We start from the raw sequence: 20,049 nt of genomic DNA, 5'->3' as shown, positions 1-20,049 counted from the left end.
CCATGAGCCTGACGATCATTCCATTTGACGAGGGCGAGGCACATCTGGAGTGGCGGGGTCTCTGCGCGGCATTCGAGGCGGGGCACCGCCTGCCCAAGGCCGAGATTGCCGATACGCTGCTCTATCGGGGCCGCGACACGTTGCTCAACCGGGCGGCATGGATCGACGGGATGGGATTGGCGGTGAAATCCGCCACGATCTTTCCGGGCAATCCGGAGCGGGGGGAGCCAATGATCAATGGCGCGGTCAATCTCTATTCCGATGCCGATGGCAGTCTGGAGGCGCTGGTGGATTTTCACCTTGTGACCAAGTGGAAAACCGCCGGCGACAGCCTCTATGCCGCGACGCGGCTGGCGCGGCCCGAGAGCGAGAGCATCCTGATTGTCGGGGCGGGAACGGTGGGCCGCACGCTCTGGCAGGCCTATCGCGCGCACTTTCCGCAGGCGCGGTTCAGCGTCTGGAACCGCACCCGCGCCAATGCCGAGGCGATGGCGGCAGAGTGTGAGGGCATGACCGTGGCCGAGGATCTGGAAGCGGCGGTACGCGCCGCCGATATCGTCACCTCTGCCACCATGTCCACCGATCCGCTGATCAAGGGCGAGTGGCTGCGCCCCGGTCAGCATATCGACCTGATCGGCGCCTATCGGCCCGACATGCGCGAGGCGGATGATGTGGCCATTGCGCGGGCGCGGGTCTTTGTCGACAGTTTCGACACCACGGTCGCGCATATCGGCGAGATCATGACGCCACTGGAGCGCGGCGTGATCGCCCGGGACCATCTCGTCGCGGATTTCTATGATCCAGAGCGTTTCCAGCGGCACGCGCCCGAGGAGATCACACTGTTCAAGAACGGGGGCGGCGCGCATCTCGACCTGATGACCAGCCGCTATATCCTGGATGCCTGGAGGGCGGCGGCATGATCTGGCTCGGGCTTGTGATCCTTGTGGGGCTGGTCATTGCGGCCCCGGTGCTGCGCGAGGCGATGAAGCCTGCCATGACGGACAGGCTCCGCCGGGATGCGCCCGGGGATTTTGCCCGCCTGTCGCGCGGGGTCACGCATTACCGCTGGCTGGGGGCCACGCGCGGGCCGGTGGCGGTCTGCGTGCATGGGCTGACCACGCCGTCGTTTGTCTGGCAGGGGATCGCGGCGGGGCTTGGGGCGCTTGGCTATCGCGTGCTGGTTTATGACCTTTATGGGCGCGGCTATAGCGACCGCCCCGACGGGCCGCAGGACAGCGCCTTTTTCATCACCCAGCTAGAGGAATTGCTGGAAGATCAGGGGATCGTGGGCGATTTCACGCTTTTGGGCTATTCCATGGGCGGCGCGATTGCCACGGCCTTTGCCGCGCTGCATCCCGAACGGCTGCGGGCGCTGGTGCTGATTGCGCCTGCCGGGCTGGGGCATGATCTGGGACCGCTCGCCGAACGGGTGGCGCGGGGCGGCCCGATGGCGACATGGCTGATGCTGGCGGGATTTCCACGCAGCTTTCGCAAGGGCTGCGAGGCGGAGCGGCACCTGCCGTCAAGCGTGCCGGGCATCGTCGACCTGCAACAGGCAGAACTGCGCTATCGCGGTTTCGTGCCTGCGGTGGCCCGGTCGATCGCCGGGATGGTCTCTGAGGATCTGACGGAAGAGCATGCGGATATTGCCGAAGCGCGGCTGCCCGTGCTGGCGATCTGGGGGCGCGAGGATACGGTGATCCCGCTGCGCAGCATGGCGCGACTGGCCGAGGTCAACCGCAGCGCCCGCCAAGAGGTGATCGAGGGCGCGGGACATGGTCTGACCTATACCGATACCGAGGCGGTGCTGACCGCGCTGCGGGATCTCATGCGCGATTAGGCCGGGGTCAGCCGCCGCTCCCTGACCGGCAGGTGGACAATGGCGGAGAATGCGCCGACGCCGACGCCGATCCACCAGACGAGGGTGTAATCGCCGTAGAGGTCATACATCTTGCCGCCCAGCCAGACGCCCATGAAGCTGCCAAGCTGGTGGGAAAAGAACACGATGCCGTAAAGCGTGCCCATGTAGCGCAGCCCGTAGAGATGCGCGATGAGACCCGAGGTGAGCGGCACGGTGGCCAGCCACAGCGCGCCCATGGAGACCGAGAAGAGCAGCACCGTGGCCGGCGTGATCGGCGTCATGATGAAGGCCGCCGCGATCAGGGTGCGCCCGAGATAGATGGCGGCGAGCAGGTTCTTCTTGGAATAGCGTTTGCCCAGCCAACCGGCCGTGAGGGTGCCTGCGATATTGGCCAGACCGATGATCGAAATGGCCACGGCCCCGAGTGCCGAGGTGGTGGTGATGCCGATATTGTGCAGCGCCCCGCCGGGCAGGATCGGACCGCACATTTCGGTGACGAAGGCCGGAAAATGCGCAGTGACAAAGGCCAGTTGATAGCCGCAGCTGAAAAAGCCCAGAAAGATCAGCGTATAGGACGGATCGCGAAAGGCCCGGTTCAGGATCGTGCCCATCGATTCCTCGATGACCGTGCGGTCAACCGGGGCGGGCGCGCGCATCATCGGCAGCATGGCCAGCACGGCGATGATCACGGCGGCAAAGATCAGGAACACGCTCTGCCATGTCATCAGGGACAGCAGGAATTCCGCCAGCGGCGCGCCAAAGACCTGCCCCGCCGATCCCGCCGCCGTGGCGATGGCAAGGCTCATCGAGCGGTTTTCGTCGGAACTGGCGCGGCCCACCACGGCGAGGATCACGCCAAAGCCGGTGCCCGCGATGCCAAACCCCACGAGGATTTCATAGAGCTGATGCGCCTCGGGGCTGACGGCAAAGGAGGAAAGCACCAGCCCCGCCGCATAGGTGAGGGCACCGAGGATAATCGCCTTTTGGTCGCCGATTTTCTCGGCCAGGGCCCCGAAGATCGGCTGGCCGATGCCCCAGGCGAGGTTCTGGATGGCGATGGCCAGTGAAAATTCGGCGCGGGGCCAGTTGAATTCGGTCGCGATGGGGATCTGGAACACGCCAAAGGAGGCGCGGATCGCGAAGGAGATCAGAATGATGGTGCAGCCCGCCACGAGGACGGGGGTGATCAGAGGGGCGGATTTGGGCATTCTATCCTCGCGCGGTTCGCGGGCACTCTAGGCGAATGGCGAGGGGCGTCAATTCAGGCTTTGTGATGGGGCGCATCACGATTTCTCGTCACCCGAGGAGTTGCGCCACCATGCGGCTGTTCTGATCGGTCAGAGCCTCGATCACATCGAAATGGTGTCGGCCCCTGGCAATCTCGTGGCCGGCGTTCCAGGCTGCGGCCAGCCATCGCGCCTGATCGAGGAACACGGGCCGCTCGTCGGCGCCGACCCAGACCGTGACAGGAACCGGCAAGGGGCGCATGAGCGCGGGGCTTTCGGCCTCTGCCGCCGCGCGGTCGAGCCGGAACTGTTCGTTCATGGAGGTTTGCAGCAGTGGGCGCAGGTCCGACACGGGCGAGATGGGCATGACATGGCTGAGGCGCGCCGCGACATCGCCGGGCAGAACCCCGGGCACCGCCATGCGCGCCACCAGATGACCGCCCGCCGAGTGCCCGACCAGCGCCAATGGCCCGTCGGCGCGCGCCGCCATAACGCAGATTGCGCGGGCAATCTGCCGGGTGATGTCGGCAATGCGCACCTCGGGGCAGAGGTCATAGGAGGGCATGGCCACCGCCCAGCCGCGCGCGAGCGGTCCCGCCGCGAGATGCGACCAGAGCGTCCGGTCAAACCGGAGCCAATAGCCGCCATGGACAAAGACACAGAGCCCCCGCGCCGCGCCGGTGGGGTGAAAGAGGTCAAACGCCTGCCGCGCGCCATCGCCGTAGGGCAGGCCAAGCTCTGCCCGCCGTTCGGCGCTCAGCCTGGCGCGAAACGCCTCGGCCGCCACGGTCCAGCGCGCCGGATATTGCGCGCCGCCCGGAATATAGGGGACATTGGCATAGGCATCGTCCAGTTCCACGGCGTAATCCTCTCTATCTGGCCCTAGACATTCCTAGCCCAAGCTGGTCTGTCATGGCGAGATAAAAGCCATGCCGAGAGGGAAACGCAATGACCAAGACCGACCTGAAATCCATGCTCAAGGACCCCAGCCTGCTGTGCGAGCGGGCCTATATCAACGGCGAGTGGGTGGATGGCGACAATGGCACCTTCGAGGTCACGAACCCCGCGCGCGGCGATGTGATCGCGCATGTGGCCGATCTCAGCCGTGCTCAGGTGGCGCGTGCGATTGCCGCGGCGGAGGCCGCGCAAAAGGAATGGGCGAAATGGACCGGCAAGGAACGTGCCGCCGTGCTGCGCCGCTTCTTTGACCTGATGATGGAGAACCAGCACGATCTGGGCGTGATCCTGACCGCCGAACAGGGCAAGCCGCTGGCCGAAGCCAAGGGCGAGGTGGGCTATGGCGCCTCGTTCATCGAGTTCTTTGGCGAAGAGGCCAAGCGCATCTATGGCGAGACCATCCCCGGCCATCAGCGCGACAAGCGGATCACCGTCATCAAGCAGCCCATCGGTGTGGTGGCCTCGATCACGCCGTGGAATTTCCCCAACGCGATGATCACGCGCAAGGCCGCCCCGGCACTGGCGGCGGGCTGTGCCTTTGTTGGTCGTCCGGCTGCGGAAACGCCGCTCTCGGCCACGGCGATGGGCCTCTTGGCCGAACGCGCGGGGATTCCGGCGGGGGTATTCAACATCGTCACCTCGTCGCGCGCATCCGAGATCGGCAAGGAATTCTGCGAGAACCCGGTGGTGCGCAAGATCACCTTTACCGGCTCGACCGAGGTGGGGCGCATCCTGTTGCGGCAGGCTGCCGATCAGGTGATGAAATGCTCGATGGAGTTGGGCGGCAACGCGCCGTTCATCGTGTTCGACGATGCCGATCTCGATGCGGCGGTCGAGGGCGCGATCCTCTGCAAATTCCGCAACAACGGGCAGACCTGTGTCTGCGCCAACCGCATCTATGTGCAGGCGGGGGTCTATGACGCCTTTGCCGCCAAGCTCAAGACCGCTGTCGAAAAGCTCAAGATGGGGGATGGGATGGACGAGGGCGTGGCGCTTGGGCCGCTCATCAACGGGGATGCGATCGTGAAGGTGCAAGAGCATGTCGCCGATGCCAAGGCCAAGGGGGCCACGGTCATCCTTGGGGGTGGAGAGCCGGTGCAGGGGTCGGGCTATTTCCTGCCGCCGACCATCGTCACCGGCTGCACGCAGGACATGGCCTTTGCCACCGACGAGACCTTCGGGCCGCTGGCCCCGCTCTTCAAGTTCGAGAGCGAGGATGACGTGATCGCCATGGCCAATGACACGATCTTTGGTCTGGCCTCGTATTTCTACGCCAAGGATCTGAGCCGCGTCTACAAGGTGGCCGAGGCGCTGGAATACGGGATCGTGGGCGTCAACACCGGCATCATCTCGACCGAGGTGGCCCCCTTTGGCGGCGTCAAGCAATCGGGTCTTGGCCGCGAGGGCAGCCATCACGGGATCGAGGATTTCCTCGAGATGAAATACATCTGCATGAGCGTCTGACCAAAGCGGCACTCGACCGGAGGCGGGTCGCTCGCTAGGATGCGATCAAGTCTTGAAGCAAAGGAGGCCGGCGATGCCCCGCTCTTTCCTCATGGCCGGCCTGATGGCTGTCTTGCCTGCTGCCACGGTGCAGGCACAGGGCGACGAGACACGACAGGTGTCCGGCGCGGTCGGCTATCTGCAACGGATCGCCCTGCCGCCCGATGCCCGCGCCGTGGTGGTGGCTGAGGGTCGGTTTGGCGCGATGCTGGGCGAGGTGACGCTGGATGCCGATGGCAAGCAGGTGCCGCTGCCCTTCGAGATGACGGTGCCCGCAAATCTTTCCGGGCAGCTCAGCGCGGTGATCCGGGTCAATAACAAACCGCGCTGGCTCTTGCAGGATATGCCGTTTGCGGCGGGAACAGAGGCGGTCGATCTGGGCACGCTCATCCTCGAACCGGTGACTCCGCTCGCCTTTGCGGTCGATTTCGTCTGCGGCGATACCACGGTGTCTTTCGGGATGCTGGGCGATGAAACCGTGCTGCGCGCCGAGGGGCGCGACATCGCCATGAAGCAGGTTGTCTCGGCCTCGGGGGCGCGGTTCGAGGGGGTGAGCGCGCCTGACACGGAATTCTGGAACAAGGGCAACATGGCGATGCTCCGCCTCGAGGGGCGCGATTTTCCCGAATGTCAGGAAGTGCCGCCACCGCACAGGCAAAGCTATCGCGCAGGCGGGAACGAGCCCGGCTGGTTTGTTCTGCTGACGCCCGAGACCGCCGAGATCAGCGCCGATTACGGCGAGATCACCCATAGCCTGCCCCGCCCCGAGGTGCAGGTCCTGCCCGGCGCCTATGTGTTCGACATGCCCGAGATCAAGGCGCAACTGACCGTTCGCGAGGGCATCTGCCGCGACGATGCCACCGGCATGCCGCATCCCGATGCGGCGGTGTTGACCCTGGGCGCGCGCGAGTTCCGGGGATGTGGCGGCGCGCCCGAGGACCTGTTGACCGGCCCCGCGTGGCAAGTGACCGCGTTGGGGGACGCCCCCCTGATCGAGCCGGAGCGCCTGACCCTCAATTTCATCACGCCGGGGCGTGTGGCGGGCAGCACAGGCTGCAACCGTCTGGTGGGCGGCTATACGATCACGGGCGAAGGGCTGCAGTTCGGGGCCATGGGCAGCACGATGATGGCCTGCCCCGACCCGCTGATGGAGCAAGAGCGCCACATGCTCGACGCGCTGGAGCAGGTGACTCGGTTTGACGTGGCCGAGGATGGCGCGCTGCGTCTGATTGGCGGGGCGGCGGATGGCGTGCTGATCGAGGCGCGGCGGCCCTGAACGGCAAACGCCCGGCCAGTGGGGGGCTGACCGGGCGTCGACATGAATTGAGACTCAGGTCTCGATGGGCTCAGTTCACCTTGTCGGCGTCCACCACATCCTTGGCCACGACATCCCCGCTGGCAATCGCGATGCGGCGCGGCTTCAGCGCTTCGGGCACCTCGCGGCGCAGGTCGATATGCAGCATCCCGTCGGCATGGGTCGCCCCGATCACGCGAACATGGTCGGCCAATTGGAAGCGGCGTTCAAAGGCACGGGTCGCGATGCCGCGATGCAGATAGGTGCGCCCTTCGTCCTCCTCGCTTTTGCGGGCAGAAACGACAAGAGAGCCATCCTTGACCTCGACACCCAGATCATCGGCAGAGAATCCCGCAACGGCCACCGAAATGCGGTAGGCATCGTCTGCGGTCTTTTCGATGTTATAGGGCGGATAGGTTGGCTGGCCCACGTCACTGGACATGACGCGATCCAAGAGGTCGGCGATCTGGTCGAAACCGACCGTGGCACGATAGAGCGGGGCAAGATCAAAATTACGCATGGGTCATCCTCCATTGAGCGATACCGGATTGGTGCCTTCCCCTTTGGGGACAGGCGGTCTGTCCGGCCCGTCAAACGGCACCGGAACGCCATTGATTTGGGAAGCGTCCCGGTCGCTGTCAAGACCCCGCGCGCGCCCTCAGGGCCGCGCGAATTTCGCGCCGGATGCCCCGCCGCCGCCCACTGTTACCCGCCGAAAGCCGGGATTGGCCGCGATGCCCGGGGCGGACGCGGCGCGCAGATCCTGTTTCAGGCGCGCCACGACCTCGGGCAGGTCCATACCATAGGCGCGGCTGTCGCCGCCGTCCCACTTGCCACCGCTGACCAGCGAGAGGATGCGCGCGCGTCCGCCGTCCCGCGCAAAGACCGGCGCGCCGGACGAGCCGTTGATCACCGAGCAATCAAAGCCCATGACCCCCTCGGACCGCCACAAGAGACCGCAATCACGCTGCCACGACGGGGCCTTGTCACGATCCCGGCCATAGGACACAACGCTCACGCGCTGATGGGCGGCAGGGGCCGCAGCCAGGTGGAAGGGGGCCGCGAGCGCCGCTGGAATGGGGGTGGAAAGCTGCAGGAGCGCAACATCGCGCCGCACATTCGCGGCCTGCATCCCCGCCGCCGGATCATAACCGGGGGCGACCGCATAGCGCGCCGCGCCCGCCTCGGCGATCACCACCCCATCGCGCAGCCCGGCGCGAAACCAGATGATGTCGGGCGCGATCCCTTGCCTTGCGCGGTCATAGACACAATGCGCCGCCGTCAGAACCTGATCGGGGGCAATCAGAACGCCCGTGCAATAGCCGTCGCGCCCAAGGTCCACGCGGCCCACCGCCTCCCATCCAAAGAGATCGTCGCGATCGGTCAAGCGGATCAGGCCGCTGTTTTGCGCCGCGACGCCTGACGTGGCGAACAGCAGCGCCGCAATCGCAGCCATCGTGACGCGCACGCCGCTCATGGCTTGGCAAACTTTGCGCCGGTATCGCGGCGGATGCCCGAGGTGAACATCTTGGGCGCTGCGTCCTGAAACACGCCTGCGCCGCCATCGAGCGCCGCCTGCAGCACCCGGAGCGGATCGGTCAACTGCGTGCCCAGCGACACCTTGCGCCCCTCGACCTCGGCCATGGCCGAAACCACCGACACGATGCGCGGCACCCCGCCTTCAAAGCTGAAGATCGGCGCGCCGCTCGATCCGAAATCCACATCGCAGGACATGATCAGAACGCCGTCCTGACGCGCCAGAACCTCGCAGATGTTTTGCAGCGATGGCGCCTCGGATCGGTCGCGGGCATAGCTGACAACGCCGATCTTCTGGCCTTTGCGCGGGCGCTCGTCGGTCTCGAACGGGGCGACGCGGGTGTTGTTGATCGGATGGTGCAATTCCAGCAGCGCCACGTCATTGCGCACGCGCTGTGCGGTGACATCCGTCGCGGGCGCATAATCGGGATGCGTCACCGCGCGCCGCACCGTGCGATAGGCCGCCGCGCGGCCATTGCGCCACCCGGCCATGAATTCGATCCCCGCCGGATCAATCCGCGCACCGGTTTCCTTGTCAAAGAGGCAATGCGCCGCCGTCAGCACCAGATCGGGGGCCACCAGAGCGCCGGTGCAGAACCCGCGCCCGCCCAATTCGAGCCGTCCCACGGCCTCCCACTGGCGGGCCTCGTCGCCGACATCCAGACGTTGCAACGCACTGTCCTGCGCCATGGCCGCGCCTGCGACACAGGCAGATAGGAGAAAGGTGATGATGCGCCGCATGGGTCTCTGTCCTGCTCAATTCACTTGCCGGATAGCAAGCGTTTTGGGCCAGATTATGACCGGATCAGCGCAGGATCGGAACCCCGGACATGCCCTGGGACGCGCGGGTCATGGCGGGCGGTTTCGGACCGCCCGTGGCCCAATCCAGCAACTCGACCGTGTGGACCACCGGAATCCCCGTGCCCGAGCCGATCTGCATCATGCAGCCGATATTGCCCGCCGCGATCACATCGGGATTCTTCGCTTCCAGCGTTTTCACCTTGCGCGTCTTGAGCTGTTTGGAAATCTCGGGCTGCATCAGGTTGTAGGTGCCCGCCGAGCCGCAGCACAAATGACTGTCTGCCGGTTCCACCACCGCGAACCCGGCCCGCTTCAAGAGGTCCTTGGGATAGGTCTTGATCTTTTGCCCATGTTGCAGCGAACAGGCCGCGTGATAGGCGATCACCATCTCCTTGTCCTCGCCTTGCGGCAGATCGAGCTGCATCAGGATTTCGCTTACATCCATGGCGATGGCACTGACGCGCGCGGCGTCCGCTGCGAGCGGATCGTGCCGGAACATATGACCGTAATCCTTGACCGTCGTACCGCAACCGCTGGTGTTGATCACGATGGCATCAAGCCCGGCCCCGTCCATTTCGCGCGCCCAGGCCTTGATATTCCTGGCCGCTGTTGCGTGGCTCTCGTCGGTCTTGCCCATGTGATGCGTCAGCGCCCCGCAACAGCCCGCCCCCTCGGCCACCACCACCTCGCAGCCCAGCCGCGTGAGCAGGCGGATCGTGGCGTCGTTGATGTCGGTGTTGAGCGCGCGCTGCGCACAGCCGGTCATCAGGGCCACCCGTTTTTTCCGCGCGCCCTGCGGCGCAAAGCTCTGCGGGTCGTCATTTCGACTGACGGGCGGCACCTGTTTCGGGGCCATTTCGAGCATCGCGCGCAGCCGCGCATCGGGCATCAGCCGCGCAAAGGGCCGCCCGATCTTGGCCCCCAGAAGCGCCACCCGGAACCGCGTCGGATAGGGCAGGATACGCGCCAGGATCCAGCGCAGCACGCGATCCCCCAGGGGCCGCTTGTAGCGCTCTTCAATGTATTCCCGCGCCTGATCCACCAGATGCATGTAATGCACGCCAGAGGGGCACGTCGTCATGCAAGCGAGACAGGACAGGCAGCGATCAATATGCTTGACCGTCTTGGCATCCGGCACGCGGTCATTTTCCAGCATGTCCTTGATGAGATAAATCCGCCCCCTCGGGCTGTCCAACTCATCGCCCAGAACCTGATATGTCGGACAGGTGGCGGTGCAGAACCCGCAATGCACACAAGCGCGCAGGATTTCGTTGGCGCGGGCGATCTTGGGGTTTTCAAGCTGTTCGGCGGTAAATTCGGTTTTCATCTGTTGCTACTTTCGCGCCTTTCAAACGGCTGCACCCGTGGCCATCAGGCCGGGGTTCAAAATCTGTCTTGGATCGAATTTCTGGCGCAGGCCCGCCTGCAAAGCCGCCACCGGCGCCGAGAGCGGATGAAACGCACCTTGGCTGCGGTCGCCACGGATCAACGTGGCATGGCCGCCACGCGCCGCGACCGCACCGCGGATCTTGGTGGCATTCAGGCCCGAGCCCTCAGCCGCCAGAAGCCAGATCAACCCGCCGCCCCAGTCATAGAACACCTCTGCGCCGGGCAGATCGGCCACGACCCCCGGGGCGTCGGTGGGCTTGACCGACAAACGCCAGACATCGCCCGCCCGCTCGTGAAACGGGCCGACATCCCGGATATGCGCCCAATGCGCGGCGGTCTTGTCCGTATCCGCCTCGAAGGTCCAAGTGCCATAATCGGCCAAGAGCCGCATCAGCGCCTCGGCGCGGTAGGTCACCGAATTCTCAAAGCCCTCCAGCCGGATCATCGTGACGGGCGCGCCCGACGGCCCCGCTTGCAGATGGGCCGCCCCCGTCACCTCGTAGGGCGAGGCGAGCGCCCGGCAGAGTGCGGTGACGGCGGCCGCATCGTTCAGCCCCTCGAGCCGCAGCATCCCCATGCTGCGCGGGCGCGGCAGAACCTTGAGCGCCACTTCGGTCAGCACCCCCAGCGTGCCGTAGCTGCCTGCCATCAGCTTGACCAGATCATAGCCGGTGACGTTCTTCATCACCCGCCCGCCATTCTTGACGATCTGCCCGCGCCCATCGACAAAGCGCACACCGAGCAGAAAATCGCGGCAGGCCCCGGCCTGAATCCGGCGCGGTCCGCTGACATTGGCGGCGACGACACCGCCAATCGTGGGCGTGCCGGTCGTGCCCAGCAATCCGCGGTGATCCATCGGCTCGAAGGCCAGCCGTTGCCCTTCTGCGGCGAGCGCCGTCTCGATTTCCGCAAGCGGCGTGCCCGCTTGGGCCACCAGCGTCAGCGCGCCGGGCTCGTAGAGCGTGATCCCACGCAATGCGGCCGTGCTCAGCCGCGCCCCATTCGATGGCGCGCCCAGCGGGCGCGTGCCGCCCCCTTCGATGCGCAAGGGGGCTTCGGCCCCCCGGATGATCTCGGCAAGCTCTGCCTCGGTGTTGGGTGTCATGCTGCTTCTTCTTGGTCAAAATACTCATTGCTCCGGGAGCATGGCCCCCGGTCGGGTCGCTCAGGCCACACGCCGCGCGTCAGAGGACGCCAGCGGAAAGACCTTGGCCGGGTTGAGCAGCCATTTGGGATCGAACACGTCCTTGATCGCCATCTGCGCCTCCAGATCCTCCGGGGCATATTGATGGGTCATCAGATCGCGCTTTTCGATGCCCACCCCGTGTTCGCCGGTGAGGCATCCCCCCACCTCGACGCAAAGCTTGAGGATTTCAGACCCCAGTTCTTCGCAAAGTTCCAGATCGCCGGGCTTGTTGGCATCAAAGAGGATAAGAGGGTGCATGTTGCCGTCGCCTGCGTGGAACACATTGGCCACGCTCAGCCCGAATTGCGCGGACAGCTCGCCAATCCGCTTGAGAACATGCGGCAATTGGCTGACCGGGATGGTGCCATCGAGGCACATATAGTCGTTGATCTGCCCCATCGCGCCAAAGGCCGATTTGCGGCCCAGCCAGATCGCGGCGCTTTCCTCGGGCGAGCGGCTCTGGCGGAATTCCACCGGGTTATGGCGCCGTGCGATCCCCTCGATCAGGCCCAACTGCTCGTCGATCTCGGCATCCGAGCCTTCGACCTCGACGATCAGCAGCGCCTCGCACATGGGATAGCCCGCCTTGGCGAAATCCTCGGTCGCCTCGATACAGGGGCGGTCCATGAATTCGATCGCCACCGGCAGCACGCCCGCCTTGATGATGTCGCTCACGCAGGCGCCCGCGACCTCGTTGCTGTCAAAGGCGATCAGCACGGGGCGCGCGCCCTCGGGCTTGCGCAGGATGCGCAGCGTGGCCTCGGTCACGACGCCCAATTGCCCCTCGGAGCCGCAGACGATCCCCAGGAGATCGAGCCCCTCCGCATCAAGATGCGCGCCGCCCAATTCCACAACGGTGCCATCCATCAGCACCATGGTCACGCCCATCAGGTTGTTGGTGGTCACGCCATATTTGAGGCAATGCGCCCCGCCCGAATTCATCGCGACATTGCCGGCAATGGCACAGGCCAGCTGGCTGGAGGGATCGGGGGCGTAGAAAAATCCGTGTTCCTCGACCGCGCCGGTGACACTCAGGTTGGTGCGCCCGGTCTGCACGCGAATGAAACGGTTGTCGTAATCGGTCTCCAACACCGCGTTGAGCCGCGCCACCCCGAGGATGACACTGTCCGCCGTGGGCAGGGCCCCGCCGGCAAGCGACGTCCCCGAGCCGCGTGGCACCACCGGCACGCCCATCTCGTGACAGATGCGCAGCGCCTCCGACACCTCTTGGGTAGACCCCGGCAGGATCGCCACCAGCGGCGCGCATTTATAGGCGGTCAGAGCGTCGCATTCATAGGCGCGCGTTTCGGCCGGGTCGGAAATCACCGCATCAGCGGGCAGAACTTCGCACAGACGCTCTACAAGTTCGGCTTTGCGCGCCAGGATTTCTGGCCGGGGGACGGGCATTTCCATATGAATTCCTCCTGATTGGTAATAAAATATAACCAATTTTTACATCTGGCAAGTCAAACCTCGCAAGGATAGCTTGCATTCATGATTTGGATGGATCAACTGGCGCATTTCAGCATGCTCGACGCCCTTGCCTTGGGTGGATTGGTGCTGGGCTGGCTGGTCCTTGGTCTCCTGATCGAGAATCCCCCCCGCGCGAGACCCTCCGTGACCAAGCTGATGGCGCAGTATCGGCGCGAGTGGATGGTGCAGATGGTGGCCCGCGACGCGCGTATCTTTGACGCGCAGCTTTTGGGCAGTTTGCGGCAGGGCACCGCCTTTTTCGCCTCGGCCACGTTGATTGCCATTGGCGGGGCCTTGGCGATGCTGGGCGATCTGGAGCGGGTGATGGGCATCGCCGACGATCTGACCCCCGCGACCGGGCCGATCATCGTCTGGGAGGTCAAGATCCTCGTGATCCTCGTCTTTCTCGCCAATGCGTTTCTCAAATTTGTCTGGTCCAATCGCCTGTTTGGCTATTGCGCCGTGATCATGGCCGCCGTGCCCAATGACCCCGGCGATGCCGCAGCCCTGCCGCGCGCCCAAAAGGCGGCAGAGATCAACATCACCGCCGCGCGCGGCTTTAACCGGGGTCTGCGGGCGATTTATTTCGCGCTCACGGCGGCGGCCTGGCTCTTGGGGCCAGAGGCGCTGATCGGGGCCACGGCGATTACCGGCCTGATGCTTTTGCGCCGCGAATTCGCCTCGCAATCGCGCGCGGTGCTGCTGCAACCGGATCGCCCGGACCAGAATACACAGACGTGAGTGCTTTTTTCGCAAGACTGGGCTAATCTCTCACCATGAGATGCCTGTGCCTTGTCCTCGGCCTTGTCGCCAGCCCCGCCGCAGCGGAGCTGCCGGAGATCCTCGGTGTGCGCATGGACAAGACCGGCGGCGCGTGGACGGTCGCGGTCACGGTCCTGCATCCCGACACGGGCTGGGATCATTATGTCGACGGCTGGGAGGTTCTGGATGCGACCGGCAATCGGCTGGGCTATCGGCTGCTGCATCACCCGCATGTCGAGGAACAGCCCTTTACCCGGTCGCTCAACGACCTGACCCTGCCCGTTGGCACGCAAGAGGTGTTCGTGCGGGCGCATTGTTCGGTGGACGGGTGGAGCAGCACGCCCTTTCGCGTCGAATTGCGGCCCTGAGCCCGACCGTTATCGCCGCCCCTCGCGCAGCCATCCCCCAAGGATCAGCCCCGATACCAGCAGCAGCACCAGCCAGGGCGGCAAAATGGACATCTGGCGCAGGCTCTGGGTTTCATAGGCCCCGCGCGGGGTGATCCCGATCCAGCCGCGCCCGGCGGCGGGGCGCCCTTCGCGCACCGCGCGGATCGCGGGCATACCGTCCTCCAGCGCCCAGACGCCCCCGTTGGTGGCATTGATCGCCGGTTGCAGAACCTCGGCGCTGGCAATCGTGCGCTCGAATTCGACCGGCGCGGCGGGGCCAAGACCGATGACCGCGCTTTGATCGCCGTTCTCCAGCCGATAGAGCCCGATTTCCGGCCCGTCGAACAGCGTCTCGAACCGGCCCGGAGACACCTCTTGCAGGGGCCGCTCGATCACATCGCCCGATGGCGTGGTGATGGTGACGGGGCCGACATCCTCGGTCAGAGAGCGGCGGATCACGCGCATCTGCTGACCCGTGGCCTCGGCCCAGAGCGCCTCTTCCTCCAGCTCGGGTTCCTTCATCATCCAATGCGCCAGGCGCCGCAGGAGTTCGAGCTGCGGCCCGCCGCCCTCGAATCCGCGCCCCCAGAGCCAGGCATGATCCGAGGCCAAGAGCGCCACGCGCCCCTCGCCCACCCGGTCAAGCAGCAGCAAAGGCCGGTCATCGGCCCCGGACATCACGACATCGCCCGCCGACTGCATGACCTCTACCTGCCTGAGCCAGCGGCCCCAATCCCCGTCAAACTCCTGGGCGAGCCCTGCCGTGACCGGATGCCGCTCGCCCAGCTCCGTGACCTTGGGCAGATAGCCTTGCTCGACCACGCGGGCCGTGGGACGCGCCGGGATGATCGCCTCGAACGGACCGCGATAGATGCTTTCGGCCCCGGCGAAATCCGGGCCCGCCGCAAACAGCACCGCCCCGCCATTCTCGACGTATTGGCGAATATTCTCGAGATAGACATTGGGCAGGATACCCCGCCGCCGATACCGGTCGAAGATGATCAGATCGAAATCATCCACCTTTTCAAGAAACAGCTCGCGGGTGGGAAAGGCGATCAGCGACAATTCCCGCACCGGCACCCCGTCCTGTTTCTCGGGTGGGCGCAGAATGGTGAAATGCACCAGATCGACCGAACTGTCGGATTTCAGCAGGTTGCGCCAGGTGCGCGTGCCGGGATGGGGCTGGCCGGAGACCAGAAGAACGCTCAGCCGGTCGCGCACACCGTTGATCTGCACCAGCGCGGTGTTGTTGCGATCCGTCAACTCGCCGGGTGCGGGGGGGGTGGTGAATTGCAGCACGTTGCGCCCGCCATGCGGCAAGACCAGAGGCAGGGTGATTTCCTCGCCCAAAGGCACCTCGAAGCGGCGCGACTCGGCCCCGTCCACGGAAATATCAAGCGGCACCGAGGTTACGCCCGCAGGGGCGGCCCCCTCATCCGTGACAGTGAGGGTCATGCGCACCTCTTCGCCCAGGATGGCAAAGGCGGGTGCATTGTCGATCCTGAGCCGCCGGTCCCAATCGCCCGCGCGGCCCGTATGCAAGAGATGCAGCGGCGCGGGAATGTCGGGGGCCCGCTCGACATCGTGAATACGCCCGTCCGAGAGCAGGATAACGCCCGCGATACGGCCCAGCGGTTCCTCGGCCATCGCCTGCGCCAGTGCGGTCATCGCCTGAGTGCCGCCATTCTCGGGGGCATCCGGCACCCGCACGCGGCGCACCTCTGTATTGCCGCGCGCCTCAAGCCGTGCCGTCAGATCATCGGCGGCCTCGGCCGTGCGCGTCGTGCGATCCGCCAATCCCTGACTGGCGCTTTGATCCTCGACGATCAGCACGATGTCACTGAGGGGATTGCGTTCCTCTTGCTGATAGGCCGGGCCCATCAGGGCCGCGAGGATCACCAGCCCGGCCAGCGCCCGGAGCGGCCAACCCGCCAGCCCCCGCCAGAGCGCCAGCGCCAGACCGCAGGCCACCAGTGCCGCAAGGGCGGCAATCAGCCAGACCGGCAAGAGAGGGTCGAACACCACGCTGCCGGTCATTGGCCCAACCTGTCGAGAAGGGCGGGGACATGCACCTGATCGGATTTGTAATTGCCGGTCAGCACATGCATCACCAGATTGACGCCAAAGCGATAGGCCAGTTCCCTCTGCCGCTCGCCAGCATAGCCGCGGCCCACGGGAAACATCGGATCGCCCCGCTCGTTCACCGCCCAGGCCGCCGCCCAGTCATTGCCGCCGATCACCACCGGCGTCACCCCATCGTTGAGATTGCGAAACGGCATGCCCTCGATCTGTTCGGCATCGGGCGGGGCCGCCTCGACCCAGACCGGCCGGCCCGAGTAGCGCCCCGGAAAATCGGTCAGAAGGTAGAAGGTTCGGGTCAGCACATGATCCTCGGGCAAGGGTTCGAGCGGGGGAATGTCGAGCGGGGCCGCGATCCGTTGCAGCCGCGCGCCATTGGGCGTCGCCGCGCCGAACCCGGCAACATCGGCATCGCGGGTGTCAAACAGGATGAGCCCGCCGTTGCGCAGATAGTCGTTGAGCTTGACATAGGCCTCGGCCGAGGGCGTCGGCTGATCGGCACTGATGGGCCAGTAGAGGATCGGGTAAAAGGTGAGGTCGTCACGTTCGAGATTGACGGCGATCGGCTCTGCCGGTTCAACGGAGGTGCGGAAATTGAGCACCTGACCCAAGCCGCGCAGCCCGGCGCGCGCGGTATCATCCAGCCGGGCGTCGCCGGTGATCACATGGGCGAGGGCCAGTTCCTGAGTTGCGAGAAGCGCGCGCGCATCATCCTGCGCCCGCGCCTCGGGCACGGGCCCGAGGCTGAGCGCGAGGGCAAGCATCGCCACCGCCCGCGCAGGCCAGAGCCGCCCGGAGAGCGCGAGGGACGCCAGAATATCGGCGGTCAGCAGCATCAGGGCCGCAGCCAGCAGCCAGCCGCCCAACGGTGTTTCGGGCGCACGCTCCAGCCCCTCGACCGGCACGCGCGCGGGCCATGCCACCGGGCTGAGCGCGGTCTCGGCCGCGATCACGTTGCGCGCGACGCTGCGCTCTGGCCCCTCGTAGAGGCCGGGCCAGAGATCGGGGCCAAGCGGGGCCGACAAGAGCCGCTCTCCCGCCACACCGGGGCGCGTGTCCGCATCCGCCAGTCGCCCGAACCCGTCCAGCACCTGCGCCGGTTGCCAGGTCGTGCCCGCCAGTTCCGCCGCATCGGGCGGGGCCATGGCGGACGAAACCGCCAGCCGCTCCAGCATCTGCACGAAGAGGCCCGAGAGCGGCAGGCTCGACCATTCGGCATTGGCGGTGACATGAAAGAGCACCACCTGCCCCGCCCCGATCCGTTTGCGCGTGACCAGCGGGGTGCCATCGCTCAGTTGCGCGATCACCCGGTCGGCCAAGGTTGGATCAGGTTGTGCCATCACCTGTGCGCTGACGGTCACATCATCCGGAATGCTCAGGCCCTGAAACGGGCTGCCCTCGATGAAGGGGGCCAGCGTCTTGGGTTCGCCCCAGGACATTGCGCCGCCCACCGTGCGCCCGCCCGCACGCAGGCGCACCGGCATCAGCGGGTCTTCTTCGCTGCGCGAGACATCGCTTGCGGCCACGCGCGGCCCGGCAAAGCGCAGGAGCATCCCGCCCTTGTCGGCCCAGTCGAGCAACGCCGCCTGTTCCGCCCCCGAAAGCGTCGCCACATCGGCCAGCACGATCACATCGGGATTCGCGGGCAGCACATCCATCAGCCCCCCTTCGAGAAGATCGGCAGTGGGGCTGAGCGCCTGCGCGAGATAATGCAAGGGTGACAGCAGTTCGAGCCCTTCACGATCGTCGCGCCCCGCGATCAGCGCCACTTCGCGCCGTTTCAGCCCATCGTCGGTCAGGCTGACGGCCCCTGCCTGCGCCTCGCCCGCGATCTCGAACCGGGTGACACGGGCGCGCAATTCGGGCGGCAGGGACAATGCGCCTGTCGCCTCAAGCGCGCCCTCGTCAAAGGTCATCGGCAGGGTGGCCAGCACCCGCGACACCCCGGCGGGATCAAGACCGTGGGCATTGACCGAAATCTCGCGCAGCGGCCCCGGCACGGCACGCAACGCGCGTAACTGGATTTGCCCGTCTTCCAGCGTCGGCGGGGTCAGCGCCAGCACGGCGCGCGGGCTTTCATGCACGGTGACAGGGCCGCGCGCCTCGAGCGCCTCAAGAAGCGATGCGCGCCCCTCTGCATCCAGCCCGTCCGAGAACCAGCGCGTTTCAAACGCGCTCTCGCCCAGAAGGTCCACGGCGCGGGCCATCCCCTCTGGCGTCACTGGCCACGGCGCGGGGATCAGCCCCGGCACCCGCGCGCGCAGACTGTCCGCCGCCTGAAACACCGGTGCCTGCGGGTCGCTGAGTTGCATCAGCGCCGCAGGCCGCCCATCGCGCCCCGCCTCTGCCAGCATCGCGTCAACCACCGCCGTTTGCGCGGCCCAGTCGCGGGCGCTGGCCCAACTGCCATCCATGAGGATCAAAAGCGGACCGGTGGCCCGCGCCGTGCCCTCGTCGCGCGGATTGAGCACTGGTCCCGCCAGGCCCACGATCACCGCCGCCACCGCCAGCATCCGCAGCAGCAAGAGCCACCACGGCGTGCGGTCGCTGACGTGATCCTCGTCCCGCAGGCCAAGCAGCAGCGCCACGGCGGGAAAGCGCCGCCGGATCGGCGCAGGCGGCACGGCGCGCAGGATGATCCACAGGATCGGCAAGGCCACAAGCGCCCACAAGAGCCACGGGGCGGCAAATCCGATGGGGCCCAGGATCATGCGCTCCCCCCACCCGCCATCGCCCCATGCAGCCACAAGAGCGCCGATTGCGCGCTCTCGCCGGTATGGTGACAGCCATAGCGCCAGCCGGTTGCCTGGCAGAGCGCGTCGAGCGCGTCCTTGCGTTCGGCCAGACGCTCCAGATAGCGGGCGCGCAGATCGCCGGCCTTCAGGGTTTCATGGGCGATTGTGCCGCCCACACTTTCGAAAATGGTGCGGCCGGTGTAGGGAAAGGCCTCTTCGGCGGGGTCCAGCACCTGATAGAGCAGCCCGCGCACGCCCCGATCCGCCGCCGCCGTCAGCGCGTCGCGCAGAGGTGCCAGATCGCCCATGAAATCCGAAATCAAGAGCGCGCGGCCATGCGGGATCAGGCCGGACATATCGGGGGATGCATAATCCTCGGCGCTCTCTTGCATCAGCGCCGACGCCAGTCGCGTGACCTGCATCTCGCCTCGCCGGGGGGGCAGGGTGCCGCCGGTGAGGCCCACCCGCTCGCCGCCGCGCACGAGCAATATGGCCACCGCAAGCGCCAGAAGCCGCGCGCGATCCGCCTTTTCGGGCAGGCCCTTGTCGCTGGCAAAGCGCATGGAGGCGGCGGGATCGACCCAGAGCATCACGCTCTGCGCGATCTGCCATTCGCGTTGCCGCACGAATTGCACGTCCGAACGCGCAGAACGGCGCCAGTCGATCATGCGGCGGCTGTCGCCGGGTTGCACCGGGCGGTATTGCCAGAAATCATCGCCCGCCCCTGCCCGCCGCCGCCCATGCTCGCCCAAGAGCACCGTGCGCGCGAGCAGTTCCGCCTGCGCCAAAAGGGGCGGCAGGCGGCTTGCTTCGGCCTCGGCGCGGGGGCGCAGGGGGGAGAGGGCGAGGTCGGCCATC

Annotated in this window: 17 protein-coding genes; 6 read left to right on the top strand and 11 right to left on the bottom strand. The window is 66.1% G+C overall.

Annotated features, from left to right (window positions below; translation table 11 throughout):
• Nucleotides 1–2 precede the first annotated feature (2 nt).
• Together MVC20_RS04580 and MVC20_RS04575 are read left to right on the top strand one after the other, a co-directional pair.
• Nucleotides 3–920: an ornithine cyclodeaminase gene (locus MVC20_RS04580; RefSeq protein WP_297538891.1), complete on the top strand. Its 918-nt coding sequence runs from the start codon at nt 3–5 to the stop codon at nt 918–920.
• The gene (locus MVC20_RS04575; RefSeq protein WP_297538889.1) at nt 917–1,840 is read left to right on the top strand and encodes an alpha/beta hydrolase; all 924 of its coding nucleotides are present in this window, start codon (nt 917–919) and stop codon (nt 1,838–1,840) included. Before MVC20_RS04580 ends, MVC20_RS04575 begins: the two co-directional genes overlap by 4 nt.
• Here the strand turns inward: MVC20_RS04575 and MVC20_RS04570 are convergent.
• Entirely contained in the window at nt 1,837–3,069 is a 1,233-nt protein-coding gene (locus MVC20_RS04570) for an MFS transporter (RefSeq protein ID WP_297538888.1), read from the bottom strand. The genes MVC20_RS04575 and MVC20_RS04570 overlap by 4 nt on opposite strands.
• 88 nt (nt 3,070–3,157) lie before the next feature.
• Complete coding sequence (locus MVC20_RS04565; protein WP_297538886.1) at nt 3,158–3,946, bottom strand: alpha/beta hydrolase; 789 nt, start codon at nt 3,944–3,946, stop codon at nt 3,158–3,160.
• 89 nt (nt 3,947–4,035) lie between these two features.
• Between MVC20_RS04565 and MVC20_RS04560 the strand changes: the two genes are divergently transcribed.
• Both MVC20_RS04560 and MVC20_RS04555 read left to right on the top strand, forming a co-directional pair.
• Entirely contained in the window at nt 4,036–5,508 is a 1,473-nt protein-coding gene (locus MVC20_RS04560; protein ID WP_297538884.1) for an NAD-dependent succinate-semialdehyde dehydrogenase, read from the top strand.
• A gap of 73 nt (nt 5,509–5,581) precedes the next feature.
• Complete coding sequence (locus MVC20_RS04555; RefSeq protein WP_297538882.1) at nt 5,582–6,823, top strand: META domain-containing protein; 1,242 nt, start codon at nt 5,582–5,584, stop codon at nt 6,821–6,823.
• A gap of 70 nt (nt 6,824–6,893) precedes the next feature.
• Here MVC20_RS04555 and MVC20_RS04550 read toward each other — a convergent pair whose 3' ends face one another.
• The 6 genes from MVC20_RS04550 to MVC20_RS04525 all read right to left on the bottom strand — a co-directional run bounded on the left by MVC20_RS04550 (nt 6,894) and on the right by MVC20_RS04525 (nt 13,166).
• Entirely contained in the window at nt 6,894–7,361 is a 468-nt protein-coding gene (locus MVC20_RS04550) for an Hsp20 family protein (RefSeq protein WP_297538880.1), read from the bottom strand.
• A 138-nt stretch (nt 7,362–7,499) separates the two neighbouring features.
• Nucleotides 7,500–8,318: a trypsin-like peptidase domain-containing protein gene (locus MVC20_RS04545; protein WP_297538878.1), complete on the bottom strand. Its 819-nt coding sequence runs from the start codon at nt 8,316–8,318 to the stop codon at nt 7,500–7,502.
• Complete coding sequence (locus MVC20_RS04540) at nt 8,315–9,118, bottom strand: trypsin-like serine protease (protein WP_297538876.1); 804 nt, start codon at nt 9,116–9,118, stop codon at nt 8,315–8,317. The genes MVC20_RS04545 and MVC20_RS04540 overlap by 4 nt, the downstream gene beginning before the upstream one ends.
• 64 nt (nt 9,119–9,182) lie before the next feature.
• On the bottom strand, nt 9,183–10,505 hold the full coding sequence (glcF, locus tag MVC20_RS04535; RefSeq protein ID WP_297538874.1) for a glycolate oxidase subunit GlcF: 1,323 nt from the start codon (nt 10,503–10,505) through the stop codon (nt 9,183–9,185).
• A 21-nt stretch (nt 10,506–10,526) separates the two neighbouring features.
• Complete coding sequence (glcE, locus tag MVC20_RS04530; RefSeq protein ID WP_297538872.1) at nt 10,527–11,672, bottom strand: glycolate oxidase subunit GlcE; 1,146 nt, start codon at nt 11,670–11,672, stop codon at nt 10,527–10,529.
• Between the two features lie 60 nt (nt 11,673–11,732).
• Nucleotides 11,733–13,166 (bottom strand): FAD-linked oxidase C-terminal domain-containing protein, encoded by a 1,434-nt coding sequence (locus tag MVC20_RS04525; RefSeq protein ID WP_297538870.1) that lies wholly within the window; start codon nt 13,164–13,166, stop codon nt 11,733–11,735.
• Nucleotides 13,167–13,247: 81 nt separating this feature from the next.
• Between MVC20_RS04525 and MVC20_RS04520 the strand changes: the two genes are divergently transcribed.
• The gene (locus tag MVC20_RS04520; RefSeq protein ID WP_297538868.1) at nt 13,248–13,967 is read left to right on the top strand and encodes a DUF599 domain-containing protein; all 720 of its coding nucleotides are present in this window, start codon (nt 13,248–13,250) and stop codon (nt 13,965–13,967) included.
• Between the two features lie 35 nt (nt 13,968–14,002).
• Complete coding sequence (locus tag MVC20_RS04515) at nt 14,003–14,356, top strand: hypothetical protein (protein WP_297538866.1); 354 nt, start codon at nt 14,003–14,005, stop codon at nt 14,354–14,356.
• A gap of 9 nt (nt 14,357–14,365) precedes the next feature.
• On the opposite strand, the gene MVC20_RS04510 is transcribed toward MVC20_RS04515, so the two are convergent.
• The 3 genes from MVC20_RS04510 to MVC20_RS04500 are packed head-to-tail and all read right to left on the bottom strand — an operon-like array spanning nt 14,366 to nt 20,048.
• A complete protein-coding gene (locus tag MVC20_RS04510) occupies nt 14,366–16,414 on the bottom strand; it encodes a hypothetical protein (RefSeq protein WP_297538864.1) in 2,049 nt (682 codons plus the stop codon).
• Nucleotides 16,411–19,167, bottom strand: a complete 2,757-nt coding sequence (locus MVC20_RS04505) for a DUF4159 domain-containing protein (protein ID WP_297538862.1) — start codon at nt 19,165–19,167, stop codon at nt 16,411–16,413. Before MVC20_RS04505 ends, MVC20_RS04510 begins: the two co-directional genes overlap by 4 nt.
• Nucleotides 19,164–20,048 carry a DUF58 domain-containing protein gene (locus MVC20_RS04500; RefSeq protein WP_297538860.1) on the bottom strand — a complete coding sequence of 295 codons (885 nt, stop codon included), beginning with the start codon at nt 20,046–20,048 and terminating at the stop codon, nt 19,164–19,166. Before MVC20_RS04500 ends, MVC20_RS04505 begins: the two co-directional genes overlap by 4 nt.
• Between the last annotated feature and the right edge of the window lies 1 nt (nt 20,049).

The organism is Roseovarius sp., assembly GCF_027019125.1.
GTDB lineage: Bacteria > Pseudomonadota > Alphaproteobacteria > Rhodobacterales > Rhodobacteraceae > Roseovarius.
This window is presented reverse-complemented; position numbering and strand designations above follow the sequence as displayed.

Excerpts from the sequence above, each read along its gene's own strand:
- MVC20_RS04500 (WP_297538860.1), bottom strand. The coding sequence starts at position 20,048 with ATGGCCGACCTCGCCCTCTCCCCCCTGCGCCCCCGCGCCGAGGCCGAA.
- MVC20_RS04555 (WP_297538882.1), top strand. The coding sequence starts at position 5,582 with ATGCCCCGCTCTTTCCTCATGGCCGGCCTGATGGCTGTCTTGCCTGCT.
- MVC20_RS04540 (WP_297538876.1), bottom strand. The coding sequence starts at position 9,118 with ATGCGGCGCATCATCACCTTTCTCCTATCTGCCTGTGTCGCAGGCGCG.
- MVC20_RS04510 (WP_297538864.1), bottom strand. The coding sequence starts at position 16,414 with ATGACCGGCAGCGTGGTGTTCGACCCTCTCTTGCCGGTCTGGCTGATT.
- MVC20_RS04525 (WP_297538870.1), bottom strand. The coding sequence starts at position 13,166 with ATGGAAATGCCCGTCCCCCGGCCAGAAATCCTGGCGCGCAAAGCCGAA.
- MVC20_RS04505 (WP_297538862.1), bottom strand. The coding sequence starts at position 19,167 with ATGATCCTGGGCCCCATCGGATTTGCCGCCCCGTGGCTCTTGTGGGCG.
- MVC20_RS04520 (WP_297538868.1), top strand. The coding sequence starts at position 13,248 with ATGATTTGGATGGATCAACTGGCGCATTTCAGCATGCTCGACGCCCTT.
- MVC20_RS04570 (WP_297538888.1), bottom strand. The coding sequence starts at position 3,069 with ATGCCCAAATCCGCCCCTCTGATCACCCCCGTCCTCGTGGCGGGCTGC.
- MVC20_RS04550 (WP_297538880.1), bottom strand. The coding sequence starts at position 7,361 with ATGCGTAATTTTGATCTTGCCCCGCTCTATCGTGCCACGGTCGGTTTC.
- MVC20_RS04515 (WP_297538866.1), top strand. The coding sequence starts at position 14,003 with ATGAGATGCCTGTGCCTTGTCCTCGGCCTTGTCGCCAGCCCCGCCGCA.
- MVC20_RS04545 (WP_297538878.1), bottom strand. The coding sequence starts at position 8,318 with ATGAGCGGCGTGCGCGTCACGATGGCTGCGATTGCGGCGCTGCTGTTC.
- MVC20_RS04560 (WP_297538884.1), top strand. The coding sequence starts at position 4,036 with ATGACCAAGACCGACCTGAAATCCATGCTCAAGGACCCCAGCCTGCTG.
- MVC20_RS04580 (WP_297538891.1), top strand. The coding sequence starts at position 3 with ATGAGCCTGACGATCATTCCATTTGACGAGGGCGAGGCACATCTGGAG.
- glcF (WP_297538874.1), bottom strand. The coding sequence starts at position 10,505 with ATGAAAACCGAATTTACCGCCGAACAGCTTGAAAACCCCAAGATCGCC.
- glcE (WP_297538872.1), bottom strand. The coding sequence starts at position 11,672 with ATGACACCCAACACCGAGGCAGAGCTTGCCGAGATCATCCGGGGGGCC.
- MVC20_RS04575 (WP_297538889.1), top strand. The coding sequence starts at position 917 with ATGATCTGGCTCGGGCTTGTGATCCTTGTGGGGCTGGTCATTGCGGCC.